The organism is Pseudomonas sp. AC211, assembly GCF_979258055.1.
The window spans coordinates 4,671,431-4,687,911 of sequence record NZ_OZ409830.1 but is presented as its reverse complement, the minus strand read 5'-3'; the positions used below and the strand labels follow the sequence as shown (position 1 = coordinate 4,687,911).

At 61.3% G+C, this 16,481-nt stretch carries 15 protein-coding genes and 2 pseudogenes; 10 read left to right on the top strand and 7 right to left on the bottom strand.

What is annotated here, in order from left to right; genetic code table 11:
• The first annotated feature begins 26 nt into the window (after window positions 1-26).
• Complete coding sequence (locus ACZZZP_RS22015; protein WP_463536845.1) at window positions 27-683, top strand: hypothetical protein; 657 nt, start codon at window positions 27-29, stop codon at window positions 681-683.
• A gap of 86 nt (window positions 684-769) precedes the next feature.
• Here the strand turns inward: ACZZZP_RS22015 and ACZZZP_RS22010 are convergent, their stop codons facing one another.
• The 4 genes from ACZZZP_RS22010 to ACZZZP_RS21995 form a co-directional block, all read right to left on the bottom strand.
• Window positions 770-1,174, bottom strand: a complete 405-nt coding sequence (locus tag ACZZZP_RS22010; protein WP_122451660.1) for a phosphate ABC transporter substrate-binding protein — start codon at window positions 1,172-1,174, stop codon at window positions 770-772.
• An 11-nt stretch (window positions 1,175-1,185) separates the two neighbouring features.
• Window positions 1,186-2,343, bottom strand: coding sequence for a hypothetical protein (locus ACZZZP_RS22005; protein ID WP_463384123.1), 1,158 nt, complete (start codon window positions 2,341-2,343; stop codon window positions 1,186-1,188).
• Window positions 2,344-2,358: 15 nt separating this feature from the next.
• A complete protein-coding gene (locus tag ACZZZP_RS22000) occupies window positions 2,359-3,978 on the bottom strand; it encodes a methyl-accepting chemotaxis protein (protein ID WP_463384122.1) in 1,620 nt (539 codons plus the stop codon).
• Between the two features lie 271 nt (window positions 3,979-4,249).
• Window positions 4,250-6,427 (bottom strand): malate synthase G, encoded by a 2,178-nt coding sequence (locus ACZZZP_RS21995; RefSeq protein WP_463384121.1) that lies wholly within the window; start codon window positions 6,425-6,427, stop codon window positions 4,250-4,252.
• Between the two features lie 328 nt (window positions 6,428-6,755).
• On the opposite strand from ACZZZP_RS21995, the gene ACZZZP_RS21990 reads away from it, so the two are divergent.
• Window positions 6,756-7,202 carry an N-acetyltransferase family protein gene (locus tag ACZZZP_RS21990; protein WP_463384120.1) on the top strand — a complete coding sequence of 149 codons (447 nt, stop codon included), beginning with the start codon at window positions 6,756-6,758 and terminating at the stop codon, window positions 7,200-7,202.
• A 134-nt stretch (window positions 7,203-7,336) separates the two neighbouring features.
• The gene (locus ACZZZP_RS21985) at window positions 7,337-7,855 is read left to right on the top strand and encodes a glycine cleavage system transcriptional repressor (protein ID WP_463384119.1); all 519 of its coding nucleotides are present in this window, start codon (window positions 7,337-7,339) and stop codon (window positions 7,853-7,855) included.
• 20 nt (window positions 7,856-7,875) lie between these two features.
• Here ACZZZP_RS21985 and rarD read toward each other — a convergent pair whose 3' ends face one another.
• Window positions 7,876-8,775 carry an EamA family transporter RarD gene (gene rarD / locus ACZZZP_RS21980; protein WP_463536844.1) on the bottom strand — a complete coding sequence of 300 codons (900 nt, stop codon included), beginning with the start codon at window positions 8,773-8,775 and terminating at the stop codon, window positions 7,876-7,878.
• A gap of 191 nt (window positions 8,776-8,966) precedes the next feature.
• On the opposite strand from rarD, the pseudogene nirK reads away from it, so the two are divergent.
• The 3 genes and pseudogenes from nirK (at window position 8,967) to ACZZZP_RS21965 (ending at window position 10,792) form a co-directional block, all read left to right on the top strand.
• A pseudogene (gene nirK / locus ACZZZP_RS21975) lies at window positions 8,967-10,045 on the top strand (copper-containing nitrite reductase).
• 11 nt (window positions 10,046-10,056) lie between these two features.
• Window positions 10,057-10,296, top strand: a complete 240-nt coding sequence (locus ACZZZP_RS21970) for a hypothetical protein (protein WP_463536843.1) — start codon at window positions 10,057-10,059, stop codon at window positions 10,294-10,296.
• A gap of 28 nt (window positions 10,297-10,324) precedes the next feature.
• Window positions 10,325-10,792, top strand: a complete 468-nt coding sequence (locus ACZZZP_RS21965; RefSeq protein WP_463536842.1) for an SUMF1/EgtB/PvdO family nonheme iron enzyme — start codon at window positions 10,325-10,327, stop codon at window positions 10,790-10,792.
• Here the strand turns inward: ACZZZP_RS21965 and ACZZZP_RS21960 are convergent, their stop codons facing one another.
• Window positions 10,793-11,767, bottom strand: a complete 975-nt coding sequence (locus ACZZZP_RS21960; protein WP_463384115.1) for a serine/threonine protein kinase — start codon at window positions 11,765-11,767, stop codon at window positions 10,793-10,795.
• A 61-nt stretch (window positions 11,768-11,828) separates the two neighbouring features.
• Complete coding sequence (locus ACZZZP_RS21955) at window positions 11,829-12,581, bottom strand: double zinc ribbon domain-containing protein (RefSeq protein WP_463536841.1); 753 nt, start codon at window positions 12,579-12,581, stop codon at window positions 11,829-11,831.
• A 90-nt stretch (window positions 12,582-12,671) separates the two neighbouring features.
• On the opposite strand from ACZZZP_RS21955, the gene bioB reads away from it, so the two are divergent.
• The 4 genes and pseudogenes from bioB to bioC all read left to right on the top strand — a co-directional run bounded on the left by bioB (window position 12,672) and on the right by bioC (window position 16,481).
• On the top strand, window positions 12,672-13,730 hold the full coding sequence (bioB, locus tag ACZZZP_RS21950) for a biotin synthase BioB (RefSeq protein WP_463384113.1): 1,059 nt from the start codon (window positions 12,672-12,674) through the stop codon (window positions 13,728-13,730).
• Window positions 13,731-13,798: 68 nt separating this feature from the next.
• A pseudogene (bioF, locus tag ACZZZP_RS21945) lies at window positions 13,799-14,988 on the top strand (8-amino-7-oxononanoate synthase).
• Window positions 14,981-15,691: an alpha/beta fold hydrolase gene (locus ACZZZP_RS21940; RefSeq protein WP_463384111.1), complete on the top strand. Its 711-nt coding sequence runs from the start codon at window positions 14,981-14,983 to the stop codon at window positions 15,689-15,691. The pseudogene bioF and the gene ACZZZP_RS21940 overlap by 8 nt, the downstream one beginning before the upstream one ends.
• Window positions 15,681-16,481 (top strand): malonyl-ACP O-methyltransferase BioC, encoded by an 801-nt coding sequence (bioC, locus tag ACZZZP_RS21935; protein WP_463384110.1) that lies wholly within the window; start codon window positions 15,681-15,683, stop codon window positions 16,479-16,481. The genes ACZZZP_RS21940 and bioC overlap by 11 nt, the downstream gene beginning before the upstream one ends.

Below are 16,481 nucleotides of genomic sequence, written 5' to 3'. Positions count from 1 at the left end.
AAGCTGGGTCCTTCGAAATGGGTAGCGTGACTACACCGCAGCGGGCTTGGCATCTGAGCAAGCCCGCTTTTTTAACGAACCTTGGATTTCCCATGATTAACGCATTCAGCATCGAAGCGCGCTCTTTCAACATTCTGAACGCGGGTGTGGCGAGCCATAATTTTTGGGTGTTGAAAAACGCCGCCGGGGAAAAAATTGCCGAGTTGCATGGCTTGGCCACTGATAGAGCCTCGGGAAGACCGCTACCGGTCGGCACCACCAAACAGCATTCGCTGCGGGCCTGGAGTTTCGTTGAGCCCGATTGGGTGGCGGCCATCGGCGTCGACAACAGCTCGCCGGCATTCAAGAGGAGCAATCTGTATTTGCCCGGACAACGTCAGAAGGTGTTGTTTCAAGGCGCTGCGCAGGAGGCGTATGCACGCTGGCAGGCAGCAGGGCGAGCGTTGGCGGTGATCAATGAACTGGATCTGGATTACCCGCCGTTCGGTGTCGCCGTGTTCGGTAAAACGGTGAATAGCAATTCGATGTTTCGCACGTTCAGGAAACTGATGGGACTGCCGCATTACTATTTTTCCGGCCTGTTGCAGCCGGGTATCAGTAACGATGTGCTGCCGCGCGAGGTGATCGAGCGGCTTAAATATTCAGCGTCGGCACCCAGCGAAATGGCGTCACTTGTGCAGTGAGGCTATGAAGCCCAGCGGCGTTCCGCAGATTTGCCCCATAAAAAAACCGCCCAATCAGGCGGTTTTTTTATGCGGTGACGCGGTGCTTACGGCAGGGTGAACAGCACTTTCACCTTGTCGGTCACGGCAGCCTTGTCGACATAGCCGATGGCGTCCGCTTCGGCGCCCACTTTGGCGACAACGGCAGCGTCATCGGCAACGCTTGGCAGCGGTTGGCCTTTGCCAGTGAACACCAAGCCCGACCAGTACGACTTCAGCTGCGACTCGTTTTTGCTGGCGACGCTGCTGTAGAACTTGTCTTTGGTGGGGTTCCATTCTTTCTGGTCGACGCCTTTGAGCGACTTGTCTTTACCCAGAAAAATGTTGGCCACGTCTGATTGGCTCGGGTTGGCACTGGCGCCAGCATTGACGATCACCGCCACTTCGGCGTGAGCCAGGGTGGCAGCGGCCATCAGGGTGCTGGCATAGAGAGCGCGAATTGCAAACTTCATGGGGGCTCTCCTTAGAATACGAAGTCAACGCCGACGCTGATGATGTCGCCGTCGAAGTTGCGCGAAGGCGTGCCCGCCAGGCCGTTGGTCGCTGAATAGACCGCGTGGTTGTAGCTCTCTTGGGCGTTTTCGACGAACACGCCGCCGTAGCCGCCGGTGGTGTCCACGCGCTTGTATTCGCTTTTGACGATCACGGTCGGGGTCACGTTGTAGTTCAGGCCGTAGGTCCAGGAAGTCTGGCGACCCTCGTCTTCGTCCAACTGGGCGTAAGTGACGTGGGCCAGGAAGTCGCCGAAACGGCGGCCGCCCATCAGGTAGAACGCGTCGGTGCTGCCGGCGTCATCGGCTTCGATGATGCGGCTGGTCCACTCGTTGGCGGTGATCCAGGTGCCGTCGTCGTACTGGTAGCCCACGGAAGTGAATTTGCCCTTCTGCTGGTCCAGCTGATTAAGCGGGATGGTGATACGTGTGCGGAACGGCGTGGTAACCCGGCCGGTGATGTCGGCGTCGATATCGGCTTCGGTGTAGCCGATGCGCACGGTGCCGAAGTCATTAGTGGCGAGGCTGACGTTGGCGGCGAAAATTTTCTTGTAGTCGATGTCGTAGAGGTCATCGGCGGCGAAAATGTTGCGGTTGACCGCCTGGCCACCCGCAACCTGGAAGCTTACCGAGCCAAAGGAAAGCGGCAGGGTGTAAACGGCATCCGCACCTTCGTAGTTGCTGACCTGAACTTGGCTGTACACCTCGTCTGGCAGACGCAGCCAGGGGTAGGTGAAGCCGACGTCGAGGGTTTCCGAGTACATGTACACCGGGCTGCGCAGACGACCGGCACGCAGCATCAGGCCGTCGGTGGCTTGCCACGACAAATAGGCCCATTCCAGGTTGGCTTTCCAGTTGTCTTGCTCGGGCTTGAGCGTTGCCTGCACGGTGACGCCGACGGTGTCGGTGAGGCCGTACTGGAACTGGCCGCCGAGCTTGGACAGTTGGTCGCCGCGCCAGGAGTCGTTGGTCTGGCCGTTCACGCCGTAGCTGCGGCCATCGTCTTCACCACCCAGGTGGGTAATGCCGGCGGTGCCGAAACCGTTAAAGCGATATTCGCCTTGGTCCAAGGCAAACGCCGGTGTGCTCGCAAGGCAGGCTGCGAGGGTGAATACTCGAAGTTGGGTCATTCTGGTGCTCTCGTGTTAAACGCGGAATTGGGCCGTAGCGGCGCGCAAATGGTCCCCGGTGCTGACCAACTGCTCGCCAAGGCGTGCGGTCGCATCGGCCCCGTGTGTGGTTGCTTGCGTATCCCTCTGCAACACTTCTGTGTCTTTTTGAATGGAGTTGGAAAGGCCGATCTGCTCCTGGGTGAACTGGGCGATGCCGGCATTCAACTCGTCAATCTGGCGAACAGCCTGGGCGATAGCGTCCAGGGTTTCGGTGGCAGCCACCGAGCGTTCGATACTGGCCTGGGCTTTCTGGCCGTTCTGCGTCATTACGTTCAGCACGCCATTGGCGCTGTTTTGCAGGCGCTGAATAATGTTCTGGATTTCAGCCGTGCTGGCTGCGGTCTTCTGCGCCAGGTTGCGCACTTCGTCTGCCACTACGGCAAAGCCGCGACCTTGCTCGCCCGCCCGCGCGGCTTCAATAGCGGCGTTCAGGGCCAATAGGTTGGTTTGCTCGGCAATGCTGCGAATGACCGTGAGCACCGAGCCCACCTGCTGGGTTTCTTCTTCCAATTGCTCCATGGCCTGAACCGAGCCCATGACGCTACTGCCCAGGTCGCTGATGCTGGAGGACAGGCTGCCGATGTTCTGGCGCGCGCTTTCGGCTTGTTTCGACGCCGCGCCCGCCTCGTGGGAGGCCTGTTGCGAACGCTGCGCCACTTCCTGAATGCTGCCGGTCATGGTGGCAATGTCGCGGCTGATGGAGTCGGTGTGACCCTGCTGCGAGCGGGCGTTTTCTTCGGCGCCCTGGGTTAGCCGGTACAGCTCCTTGGACATATCGCCCAGTGGGCTGGCAGCATTGACGATCTGGCGGATGGTGCCTTGCAGCTTGTCGAGGAAACCGTTGAACAGTTTGATCATCACGCCGATTTCGTCGTTCGTTTCCACCGTCACGCGGCGGGTGAGATCGCCGTCGCCGCTGGCAATGGCTTTCAACGAGTCGATCACGCCATGGATGTTGCTCATGACACTGCGAATGACCATCACCGAACCGATGCTGACCAGCAAAATGAGCGCGATGCTCAGGCCGTAACCGACGCGAGTGGTGGTGGCATTGTCAGTGCGGGTTTGCGCCAGGCTGGTCTGGAAATCGTCATAGGCGTGGGCGCGAAACTGCTCGCCGGCTTTCTGCGCCAGTTGCAGGTCGTTGGCCATGCGGTCGAGGTTGGCGCGCAGGTCTTCAAAGGCTGTGCCCTTGAGCAGTTGTTCGGTGGCCGAGAAGGCGTTGTCGGCATAGCTCTTTACGGCGGCGGTCCAGGCACGTAACTCATCGCGTCGTTGCGGCTGATCGTTCACCAACGTCTGCAGGGCTTGCTGCTTGACGTTGATTTCGTCGATCACTTTGCGAGCGTCGTTGAGCGTTTCCATTTCGCCGGCCGCAACGGCGCTGTTGAGCAGGCCGGGGATACGGGAAAACTGGAAGATCACCGCGTCGGCGTTTTCCAGTGTCGGGTAGCTCTGTTTTTCCAGCGCGACGAGGCGGGTGTCGTTATTGCTCAGTTGAATGCCGGTGTAGACCACGAAGAGCAGCAGGCCGATAAGCGCCACGGCGGGCGGCAGGGAAAGCTTCAACGTCAGCGGCATATTTTTGAACATGGACTTGTTTCCAGACTGCGGCAGAGGAAAAGTTTCCAAATGAAACTAATTATCTTTTATTGGTCACCAGCTGACCATTGTATAGGTCGCGGTACATTTTTATCGGCATTTAGCTGGGCGGCTTAAGTTTTCCGTATGCCCGCTGGTCTGGTTGTCTGTAGGGCTTTTCCGGGACGGGTGGAGGGCCAGGTGCCATCAGGCAGCTATCGCCGAGGAATACCCATAAAAAAACGCCCCGAAGGGCGTTTTTTTTGTGCCGCTGTCGAGTGAGTTACAGGCCGTTTTTGGCTTTGAATTCACGACGACGACGGTGCAGAACCGGCTCGGTGTAGCCGTTCGGTTGCTTGGCGCCTTCGATCACCAATTCCAGGGCAGCCTGGAAAGCGATGTTGTCGTCGAAGTTCGGAGCGAGCGGACGGTACAGCGGGTCGTTGGCGTTCTGACGGTCAACCACCGGCGCCATGCGCTTGAGGCTGGCCACAATCTGCTCTTCGCTGGCGATGCCATGACGCAGCCAGTTGGCGAGCAATTGGCTGGAAATACGCAGGGTGGCGCGGTCTTCCATCAGGCCAACGTCGTTGATGTCCGGCACTTTCGAGCAGCCGACGCCTTGGTCGATCCAGCGTACGACGTAACCCAGAATGCCCTGCGAGTTGTTGTCCAGTTCGTTCTGGATTTCGTCTGCAGACCAGTTGGTGTTAGCCGCCAGCGGGATGGTCAGGATGTCGTCAATCGAGGCACGCTCGCGCTTGGCCAGTTCGGCCTGACGGGCGAACACGTCAACCTTGTGGTAGTGCAGCGCGTGCAATGCAGCGGCGGTCGGCGACGGCACCCAAGCGGTGTTGGCGCCGGCCAGTGGGTGAGCGATTTTCTGCTCAAGCATGCCGGCCATCAGGTCGGGCATGGCCCACATACCTTTACCGATCTGGGCGCGACCTTGCAGGCCGGTGGCCAGGCCGATATCGACGTTCCAGTTCTCGTAGGCGGCAATCCACTTCTCGGCTTTCATGGCGGCCTTGCGCACAACCGGGCCGGCTTCCATGGAGGTGTGGATTTCGTCACCGGTGCGGTCGAGGAAGCCGGTGTTGATGAACACCACGCGCTCGCTGGCGGCTTTGATACACGCCTTGAGGTTGACGGTGGTGCGGCGCTCTTCGTCCATGATGCCGACTTTCAGGGTGTTGCGTGGCAAGCCCAGAACGTCTTCGACGCGGGTGAAGATTTCGCTGGTGAAGGCGACTTCTTCCGGGCCGTGCATTTTTGGCTTAACGATGTACACCGAGCCGGTACGGGTGTTCTTGCGGCTGGTGTTGCCGTTGAGGTTGTGCACCGCGATCAGGCTGGTGAACAGTGCATCCTGGATGCCTTCCGGAATTTCGTTGCCTTGGGCATCGAGAATGGCCGGGTTGGTCATCAGGTGGCCGACGTTACGCACGAACAACAGGCTGCGACCGTGCAGGGTCAACTCGCTGCCGTCCGCTTTGGTGTAGACGCGGTCGGGGTTCATGGTGCGGGTGAAGGTGGTGCCGCCCTTGGCCACTTCTTCGGCCAGGTCGCCCTTCATCAGGCCGAGCCAGTTGCGGTAGATGACGGTTTTGTCGTCTGCATCCACGGCGGCTACGGAGTCTTCGCAGTCCATGATGGTGGTCAGCGCCGCTTCCATCAGCACGTCTTTCACGCCGGCCGCGTCGGTCTGGCCGATGGGGCTGGACGCGTCGATCTGAATTTCAAAGTGCAGGCCGTTGTGCTTGAGCAGCACGGCTACGGGTGCATTGGCCGGGCCTTGGAAACCGATCAGTTGCGCATCGTCGCGCAGGCCGGTGTTGCTGCCGCCTTTGAGGCCGACCACCAGTTTGCCGTCGACGATTTTGTAGGCGGTGGAATCAACGTGCGAGCCGGCAGCCAGCGGCGCGGCGTCGTCTAGGAAAGCGCGGGCGAAGGCAATTACCTTGTCACCGCGAACCTTGTTGTAACCCTTGCCTTTCTCGGCGCCGCCTTCTTCGCTGATCGCGTCGGTGCCATACAGGGCATCGTAGAGCGATCCCCAGCGGGCATTGGAGGCGTTGAGGGCGAAACGCGCGTTCATCACCGGCACTACCAGCTGCGGGCCGGCCATGTGGGCGATTTCTTCGTCGACGTTTTGGGTAGTGGCTTGGAAATCTGCGACTTCTGGCAGCAGGTAACCAATGTCTTGCAGGAAGGCTTTGTAAGCCACGGCGTCATGCGCCTGACCAGCACGTGCCTGGTGCCAGGCGTCGATCTTGGCCTGCAACTCATCACGTTTGGCGAGTAGTGCGTGGTTCTTCGGTGCGAGGTCATTGATGACGCTCTCTGCACCTTTCCAGAACTGCTCGGCAGAAATCCCGGTGCCGGGAATAGCTTCGTTGTTTACGAAGTCGAACAGGACTTTGGCGACCTGCAGGCCACCGACTTGAACGCGCTCAGTCATTACTTGCCTCTCTGCTCAGCTCTTAGCTGTACTCAATAGCTCACTGCGGATAGCCCTGTACGGACCCGGCGTTGGCCGTCTTGTAGTCCGAGGCGCGGCATACTACATCATGATCGGTGGAAAATCAGCGGGCATGCGTCGAACTGCGACCAGCTATGGCCTCGGCAGTCACAACGGGGGCGCGGATGTTCTCAAAAAAAAGCGCTTTTGTTCCACAAAAATCTTCGTTTCGTACACGATTTTGTAGTGTTACTACCTTTTTCGCCTTGCTCGACAGCGCTCGTAGGCTTTTGCCTATACTCGCGCAAGCCCTTTAGGAGCGCCATGTATGCCCGTTCACGCCGTCCAAACCCGCGACCTTGACGACCTCGCCTCGTTGTTCGCCGGTTATCTTGAGTTCTATGAGGTGCCGCGTCCGCTGGATGAGATTCGAGGCTTTCTCGCCGCTCGTCTGCATAAGGGTGATTCCACCGTATTGCTGGCGCGTGACGAGGCCGGTGCGGCCCAGGGCTTCGTGCAGCTTTATCCCTTTCATTCCTCTTTGGCCCTGGCGCCTGCGTTGTTGCTCAGCGATTTGTTCGTAAGCCCGTCGGCCCGCCGCCAAGGTGTAGGCGAACTGCTGATGAATGCTGCCCGCGCCCATGCCGAAGCAACCGGCGCCTGCGGCTTGCAGTTGGAAACCGCGAAAACCAATCTGGCTGGCCAGGCGTTGTACGAAAGCCTGGGTTATGTGAAAGACGAGGTGTACCTGACCTACTGGCTCAGCCTGACCTGACAGCGCTTTTTGTAGGAGCCAGCTTGCTGGCGAACCCTGCAATCACCGATTTCGAATTGCGTTCGCCCCTATCGCCAGCAAGCTGGCTCCTACGATGTGGCGGACGCCGCGTTAATCACAGCAAGGAGTTAACCGTGAAGCATTTGGTGTTGACCGTAATTGCCGAAGACCAGCCCGGTTTGGTGGAAAAGATCGCCAGCTGCATTTCAACCCACGGCGGCAACTGGCTGGAGAGCCGCATGTCGCGCATGGCGGGGCAGTTCGCCGGCATTCTGAAAGTGAGCGTTCCTGCCGAAGGGCACCACGATCTGGTCACCGCGTTGCAAGCGTTGGATGGCCAGGGCATTCGCGTACTGCTGGCCGAAAGCGGCCTCGACCCGGCGCACGCGTGGAAGCCGATTTTGCTCGACCTGGTAGGCAACGACCGGCCCGGCATCGTGCGCGATATCACCCGCGTGCTCAGCGAGCTGGAGGTGAACGTGGAGAGTCTGGTTACCGATGTAGTGCCGGCGCCCATGAGCAACGAGCCGCTGTTTCATGCCGAGGCGACGCTGGCGGTTCCGCTGAGTTTGTCACTCGATGTGCTGCAGGCGCGCCTGGAAACACTGGCCGATGACTTGATGGTTGAGCTGGTGTTGCGCAGCGAGGAATAACCTCGGCTGCGCGATGCCGGTCAGGCGACGGGCAGTTTGCTGCGCTGCAAACTGCGCCAGGCGTCGACGCTGTAGACAGCCAGCGCCGCCCAGATAAAGGCGAAGGCGGTCAGCGTGCTTGGGCTCAGGTGTTCACCGAATAGCAAGGTGGCTTGCAGCAATACCAGCGTCGGCGCCACGTATTGCAGGAAGCCCAGCGCCGCATAGGACAAGTGCCGCGCGGCTGCGTTGAAGCACAGCAGCGGCACCAGCGTTACCGGGCCGGCCGCCGCCAGCCATAGCCACTGGGTGCTGGTCCAGAAGTCCGGTTGCCGGCTCAACGCGTCCGGGCTGAGCATTAGCCAGCCAATGGCGAACGGCACCAACAGCCAGGTTTCCACCACCAGGCCGGGCAGGGCGGCTACAGGCGCCTGTTTGCGGATCAGCCCGTAAAACGCGAACGACAGCGCCAGCATCAGCGAAATCCACGGCACATGGCCGGCCAGCCATAGCTGCTGCGCCACGCCAATACTCGCAAGCGCCACCGCCAACCATTGCAGGCGCCGTAAACGCTCGCCCAATAACACCATGCCCAGCAGCACGTTGATCAGCGGATTGATGTAGTAGCCGAGGCTGGCGTCGAGCATGTGGCCGTTGTTTACGGCCCACACATAGGTCAGCCAATTGGCTGCGATCAGCGCGCCGCCAAGAACCAGCACCCCGAATCGACGCGGGTTTTTGCGCAGCTCGCCGAACCAGCCCGGATGCTTCCACACCAGCAGTAACAGCACGCCAAACAACGCCGACCAGAGCACGCGGTGCACGATGATTTCCAGCGCAGGCACCTGCGCGATGGCTTTGAAGTACAGCGGGAACAGGCCCCAGATGGTGTAGGCGCAAATGCCGAGTAGATACCCGCGGCGCGGGTTGGCGCTGGTCATGGAAGTCCTTGGTGAAAAAACGCAGGGGCTCATTCTAGTCAGCCCGCTGGCATCTGTCCGACCTGGCGACTGCGCCTGTGCGAAATCGCTCGATTCTGCGAAGCAGTGGTTGGGCATTGCTCCAAGACAACATCAGCGACGGGTTGATGGCCTGCAATGGCCGGCAAACTCAATCGCTGATGGAGCTTGGAATGAACCACATCAAACCGCTGGTAATGGCCGTCGCGCTTGGCTTGGCAGGCACGGTAATGGCAGGCGGGGCCGACAACTTGCAACGGGTCAAGGTTGACCTGGTGGCGCCACCGCAGGTTCACGCCCACCAGCAAGTCGACACCGGCGCGCCGAAGGTGGTGCAGTTCCGAATGACCATCGAAGAGAAAAAAATGGTCGTCGACAACCAGGGCACCACGTTACAGGCGATGACCTTCAACGGCTCGATGCCGGGCCCAACCATGGTGGTGCACGAGGGCGATTACGTTGAACTGACGCTGGTAAATCCGGCGACCAACAGCCTGGCGCACAACATCGATTTTCACGCCGCCACCGGAGCCTGGGTGGCGCCAAGTTGACCTTCGTTTCGCCAGGCCAGGAAACCGTGCTGCGCTTCAAAGCCGACCGCAGCGGCACCTTTGTTTATCACTGCGCGCCCGAGGGCATGGTGCCGTGGCATGTGGTGTCGGGCATGAGCGGCACGCTGATGGTGCTTCCGCGTGAGGGGCTCAAAGACCCGGCGGGCCAGGCCTTACACTACGACCGCGCGTACACCATTGGCGAGTTCGACCTGTATATCCCGAAAGGACCGGACGGCAAGTACAAGGAATACCCCAACGCCATCGCCGGTTACGCCGACACCCGCGCCGTCATGCGCACCCTCACGCCGAGCCACGTGGTGTTCAACGGCCGCGTCGGTGCGCTGACCGGCGAAAACGCCATGACCGCCAAGGTCGGCGAAACCGTGCTGTTTATCCATTCCCAGGCCAACCGCGACACCCGCCCGCACCTGATTGGCGGCCACGGCGATTGGGTGTGGGAAAACGGCAAGTTCGCCAACCCGCCGCAGAAAAACCAGGAAACCTGGTTTATTCGCGGCGGCTCAGCTGGCGCTGCGCTCTACACCTTCAAGCAACCCGGCATCTACGCCTACGTGAACCACAACCTGATCGAAGCCATGGAACTGGGCGCTGCCGGCCACGTGAAGGTGGAGGGCGAGTGGAATAGCGACCTGATGGAGCAGGTGAAAGCGCCCGGCCCGATCACCAAGGCTCAGTAATAGGAGGCGCTATGGATCACTCCGAAACGGTGGTGTTGGGCCTGCTAATGGCCTTGGGAGTCGGCGGGCCGGCGCCGGAGCATGAAGATATTTGGGTACAGGTGCCGGCTGGCGTAGCGCGCTATCAGCTGCCGGCCGCCTCTGCTCCGGTAGTTGAGAAAGTGGCGGCGTTCAGCATCATGCGTCGTCAAGTGAGCCGTGCTGAATACGCCGCCTGCGTGCGGGCTAAAACGCTGCGCGGCGCTGGATAAGCCCGGTCGCAAACGTGCCGATCAGCCGGTGGTGGGTATCAGTTGGGTGGATGCCACCGCTTACGCAAGCTGGCTATCGGCGGTGACGGGCGAGCCTTATAGGCTGCCGCGATACGGCGAGTGGCTGCAGGCAGCGGGGCGTTTGTATGTCGATGACCCACCTATCAAAGACGACCCGCGCAACCCGGCGCGCCGCTGGCTCGACGAGTACGCGCGGGACGCCCAGCGCAGCGCGCCATCGTTGAAGGTGCAGCGTTTCAGTGAGCAGGCCTCAAGCCCCAGCGGTTTGGTGAGCATTGCCACGAACGTGTGGGAATGGACCAACACGTGTTTTTCCGCTGGCGCGGGTGGGCAGGATTTTTGCGGCATTCATATCGCGGCGGGGCGCCATCCGAGTGCGCTGTCAGACTTTATTCGCGACCCGGTGAGCGGGGCGTGCTCGGTGGGCACGCCGCCGACCTATGTCGGGCTTCGGCTGGTGCGCGAGTCGCGCTAATCAGAACAGCCGCAGCGGCTCTTCCTGTAGCGCCGAGAGCTGCTCGCGCAACACCAGAATCTGCTCGCCCCAATATCGCTCGGTGCCAAACCAGGGAAAGCTCATCGGAAACGCCGGGTCATCCCAGCGCCGTGCGAGCCAGGCGCTGTAGTGCATCAAACGCAGGGTGCGCAGGGCTTCAATCAGTGGCAATTGGCGCGGGTTGAAGTCGTGGAATTCCTGATAGCCATCCACCAATTCGGCCAACTGGCCGAGGCGCTCGTGGCGGTCGCCGGCCAGCATCATCCACAAATCTTGCACCGCCGGGCCCATGCGGCAGTCGTCGAGGTCGACGATATGAAACACCTCGTCTCGGCACATCATGTTGCCGGGGTGGCAGTCGCCGTGCATGCGGATAGCGGTATAGGGCGTGGCGGCGTAGAGGTCTTCCACCCTTTTGAGCGCGTCGCGGGCGACCGACTCGTAAGCGGGCAGCAGGCTCTTGGGAATAAAACCGCCGTCCAGCAAGGTGGCCAGCGACTGGTGACCGAAGTTCTGCACGCTCAGCTCGTCGCGGTGTGCGAAAGGCTTGCTGGCGCCGACGGCATGAAGGCGGCCGAGCAGTTGGCCAAGGCGATACAGCTGATCGAGATTGCCCGGCTCAGGCGCCCGGCCGCCACGGCGGGGAAACAAGGTGAAGCGAAAACCTTTGTGCTCGAACAGCGTTTGATCGTTGTGCACCAGCGGCGCGACCACGGGCACCTCGCAATCAGCCAACTCAGCGGTGAAAGCGTGCTCTTCGAGAATCGCCGCGTCCGTCCAGCGCGCCGGGCGGTAGAACTTGGCAATCAGTGGCTGGCCTTCGTCGATTCCCACCTGGTAAACGCGGTTTTCGTAGCTGTTTAGCGCCATGACGCGCGCATCGCTGAGAAACCCGATGCTCTCTACGGCATCCAGAACCAGGTCGGGGGTGAGTTCAGCAAACGGGTGGCTCATGGGACGTTCCTGGCGGCGTGGGGGCGCCAGTGTACGCTCAGCGGCGCGCCAAGCGTTGGGCTCAGGCTGTTTCGCCGGGTTTCGGGGTGCGTGCCAGGCAGTACACATCCACGCGCCGCGCCCCGGCTTTCTTCAGCAAACCCGCCAGGCTGTTGGCGGTGGCGCCGGTGGTGAGCACGTCATCTATCAGGGCCAGGTGTTTGCCGGCGACTTGCGCGGCATCGTCGAGCACGAACGCGTTGCGTAAGTTGCGTTGCCGAGCGGTGGCGTCGAGCGCCTGCTGGGCGTCCGTCTCGCGCACGCGGCGGAGCAAACGAGCGTTCACCGGCACGTTTAGGTGCGGCTCAGGCCAGTTGGCGAGCATGCCGGCCTGGTTGAAACCGCGCTGTCGCAACCGCTGTTTGCCCAGTGGCACCGGCAGCAATAAATCCGGGCGTGGTAAGCCGGCGGCGAAGGCATTTTGCAGGTGGTGTGACAAAAGCTGACCCAGCAGGCGTCCCACAGGCCACTTGCCGTGGTGCTTGAACTGCGTAACCAGCGTGTCGATGGGAAAGCTGTAGCGCCAGGGTGAGACCACCTGATCGAACTGGGGCGGCTTTTTCTGGCAATCGCCGCAGATCAAACCGTGATTTGGCGAGAGCATGGGCAGGGGCAGAGCGCACCGGATGCAGCAGTTGTCGAGCCACGCAAGGTCCGCTTCGCACGCATTGCACAGTGAGCGCTGGCCGCTAACCGGCCCGTCGCACAGAAAGCACGACTGATCATTATTTAACCACTTGTAAACCACTTTCCATCTGGCAGGTTGACAGCGCATTTTGCTTCCTTAACTATGCCGAACATCCCTACCGCGCTTGTGGGCATTGTCTGATTCACCCGCCGCGCATGACTACAAGAAGGACTGCTGATGAGCGCCACCACTTCTCCTACCCTGCGTCACGACTGGTCCCTCGCTGAGGTTAAGGCACTTTTTCAACAGCCCTTCAACGACCTGCTGTTCCAAGCCCAAACCGTTCACCGCGCGCATTTCGACGCCAACCGCGTGCAGGTGTCGACCTTGCTGTCGATCAAAACCGGCGCCTGCCCTGAAGACTGTAAGTACTGCCCGCAATCCGGCCACTACAACACCGGCCTGGATAAGCAAAAGCTGATGGAAGTTCAGAAGGTTCTGGAGGCGGCGGCAGAAGCCAAGGCCATCGGTTCGACCCGTTTCTGCATGGGCGCTGCGTGGAAACACCCCTCAGCTAAAGACATGCCCTACGTGCTGGAAATGGTGAAAGGCGTGAAAGCCCTGGGCCTGGAAACCTGCATGACCCTGGGCAAGCTCGACAAAGAGCAAACCAGCGCCCTGGCCGAGGCGGGCCTGGATTACTACAACCACAACCTCGACACCTCGCCTGAGTTCTACGGCAGCATCATCACCACCCGCACTTACAGCGAACGCCTGGAAACCCTGGGCTACGTGCGTGATGCCGGCATGAAGATCTGCTCGGGCGGCATTCTGGGCATGGGCGAGTCGCTGGACGACCGCGCCGGCCTGCTGATTCAACTGGCCAACCTGCCGGAGCACCCGGAGTCGGTGCCCATCAACATGTTGGTGAAAGTGCAGGGCACACCGCTGGCTAACGCCGACGATGTCGACCCGTTCGACTTCATCCGCATGCTGGCGGTGGCGCGCATTCTTATGCCCAAATCCCATGTGCGCCTGTCCGCTGGCCGTGAGGCGATGAACGAGCAGATGCAGGCACTGGCCTTCTTCGCTGGCGCCAATTCGATTTTCTACGGCGAGAAACTGCTGACCACCGCCAACCCGCAAGCCGACAAAGACATGCTGCTGTTCAGCCGCCTGGGCATCAAACCCGAAGCGCGCGAAGAGCACGCGGACGAAGTGCATCAGGCTGCCATCGAGCAGGCACTGATCGAGCAGAAGAGCAGCGAGCTGTTCTACGACGCTGCCTCGGCCTGATTGTCCTTTCCCGCGCCGCCCGGCCTTTTCCGGGCGGCGCGTTTTTTATTGCCGAGCTTTGATTCGCCATGAGCTTCGACCTCTCCGCCCGCCTGGCTGCCCGCCGCGCCGACAACCTCTATCGCCACCGCCCACTGCTGGAAACCCCGCAGGGGCCGGACGTGGTCGTCAACGGCAAGCGTTTGTTGGCCTTCTGCAATAACGACTACTTGGGCTTGGCCAACCACCCCGACGTGATCGCCGCCTGGAAAGCCGGCGCCGAGCGCTGGGGTGTGGGTGGCGGTGCGTCGCATTTGGTGATCGGCCACAGCACGCCGCACCACGAGCTTGAAGAGGCGCTTGCCGACCTCACCGGCCGGCCGCGCGCGCTGCTGTTTTCCACCGGGTACATGGCCAACCTCGGCGCTGTTACCGCGTTGGTCGGGCAGGGCGATACGGTGCTGGAAGACCGCCTCAACCACGCTTCCTTGCTCGACGCTGGCCTGCTCAGCGGCGCGCGCTTTTCCCGTTATTTGCACAACGACGCCGACAGCCTGTGCGTGCGCATCGCCCGCTCGGACAAGAAAGAGCCGGCCGGCAACACCTTGGTAGTCACCGACGGCGTGTTCAGCATGGACGGCGACATCGCCGACCTGCCGGCCCTGGCCGCCACCTGCAAAACTGCTGGCGCCTGGCTGATGGTCGACGACGCCCACGGCTTCGGTCCGCTGGGCGCCAATGGCGGCGGCATCGTCGAGCATTACGGTTTGAGCCTGGAAGACGTGCCCGTGCTGGTCGGCACCCTGGGCAAGGCCTTCGGCACGGCGGGCGCTTTTGTCGCCGGCAGCGAAGAGCTGATCGAAACCCTGGTGCAGTTCGCAAGGCCCTACATCTACACCACCAGCCAGCCGCCCGCGCTGGCCTGCGCCACCCTGCAAAGCCTGAAATTGCTGCGCAGCGAGCACTGGCGACGTGAACACCTGAACAGTTTGATCAGCCAATTCCGCCGTGGCAAGCGCAAGCGTTGGGGCTGGAGTTGATGGACAGCTTTACGCCGATTCAGCCGATCATGATTGGCGATGCCGGGCGTGCGGTGCGTCTGTCCGAGTTGTTGCGTGAACGCGGTTTGATGGTCACCGCCATTCGCCCGCCCACCGTGCCCGCTGGCAGCGCGCGACTGCGGGTGACCTTGTCGGCCGCCCACAGCGAAGCGCAGGTGCAGCAATTGTTGAATGGGTTGGCGGAGTGCTGGCCGTTGTTGGGGAACCCTAATGGGTAATTCATTGGTGCTGTTGCCGGGGTGGGGCTTGGGAATCGAGCCATTGGGCATCCTGCAAATCGCCTTGGAGTGCGAGGAAAATGACCTGCAGGTTCAGCTCGAGCCGTTGCCGGAAATTGATTCGAGCGTGCCGGGGCACTGGCTGGAAGAACTCGATGCACGGTTGCCGGACGGTTGCTGGTTGGGTGGCTGGTCACTGGGGGGCATGCTCGCCACCGAGCTGGCAGCCCGTCGCCAACATCGCTGTGCGGGACTGATTACCATGGCGAGTAACAGCCGTTTCGTCGCCAGCGAAGACTGGCCCCACGGTATGCCGCCCGAAGACTTTGCCGATTTCATGCAGCGCTGCGAGAAGAATCCTGCCGGCACGCTGCGGCGCTTTGCGCTGCTCTGCACCAAAGGCGGAGACGAAGCGGACCACTATGCGAAATTGATCGTCAGATCTGCTCCTTCCCCCGCCGTTAACAGCTTGATCAACGGCTTGCACGTACTCGCAGCACTGGATATTCGCGAGGCAATGACGACGTTCAAGGGCCCGCAGTTGCACATGTTTGGCGACAGCGACGCGTTGGTGCCAGAAGCGGCCGCCAGCGCTAGTCATCCGGAGATCCGCTTCATGGGCGGCTGCCACGCGTTCCAAATGGAGCAGGCCGGTCCGGTGGCCGAGGAAATATGCCGTTTTTGGCGGCGCCATGATGGTTGATCGGTCAGCGAGCGCCTTGCCCGACAAACGCCAGGTAGCCGCCTCGTTCTCCCGCGCAGCCGCCAGCTACGACAGCGTCGCCGAGCTGCAACGCGCCGTCGGCAATCACCTGCTGGAACAGTTGCCGGCAGCAATGGCCCCGGCTGATTGGCTGGATATCGGCTGCGGCACCGGCTATTTCACCCGCGCACTGGGCGAGCGGTTTGGTGGGGCAGGCGTGGCGCTGGATATCGCCGAAGGCATGCTGCAACACGCGCGGCCACTGGGCGGCGCGCAGCATTTTATTGCCGGCGATGCCGAGCGCTTGCCGCTGCGCGCTGCCAGCCGCGATCTGCTGTTTTCCAGTCTGGCGGTGCAATGGTGCGGCGACTTCGCGGCGGTGCTCAGCGAAGCCAAACGCGTACTGCGCCCAGGCGGCGTGCTGGCCTTCAGCAGTCTGTGCGTTGGCACGCTGCAGGAATTGCGCGACAGCTGGCAGGCGGTGGACGGCCATGTGCACGTCAACCGCTTCCGCCAGCTCGGCGACTATCAACAGTTGTGTGCCGACAGCGGCTTGCGCGTGCGCAGCCTGAATGTGCTGCCCCATGTATTGCATTACGCCGACGTGCGCAGCCTGACCCATGAACTCAAAGCCCTCGGCGCCCACAACCTCAACCCTGGCCGGCCCGGCGGGTTGACCGGGCGGGCGCGGATTCTGGCGCTGATCGAGGCGTACGAGCAGTTCCGCCAGGCGCAGGGCTTGCCGGCGACTTACCAGGTTGTGTACGCCGTGTTGGAAAAGGAAGGTTGA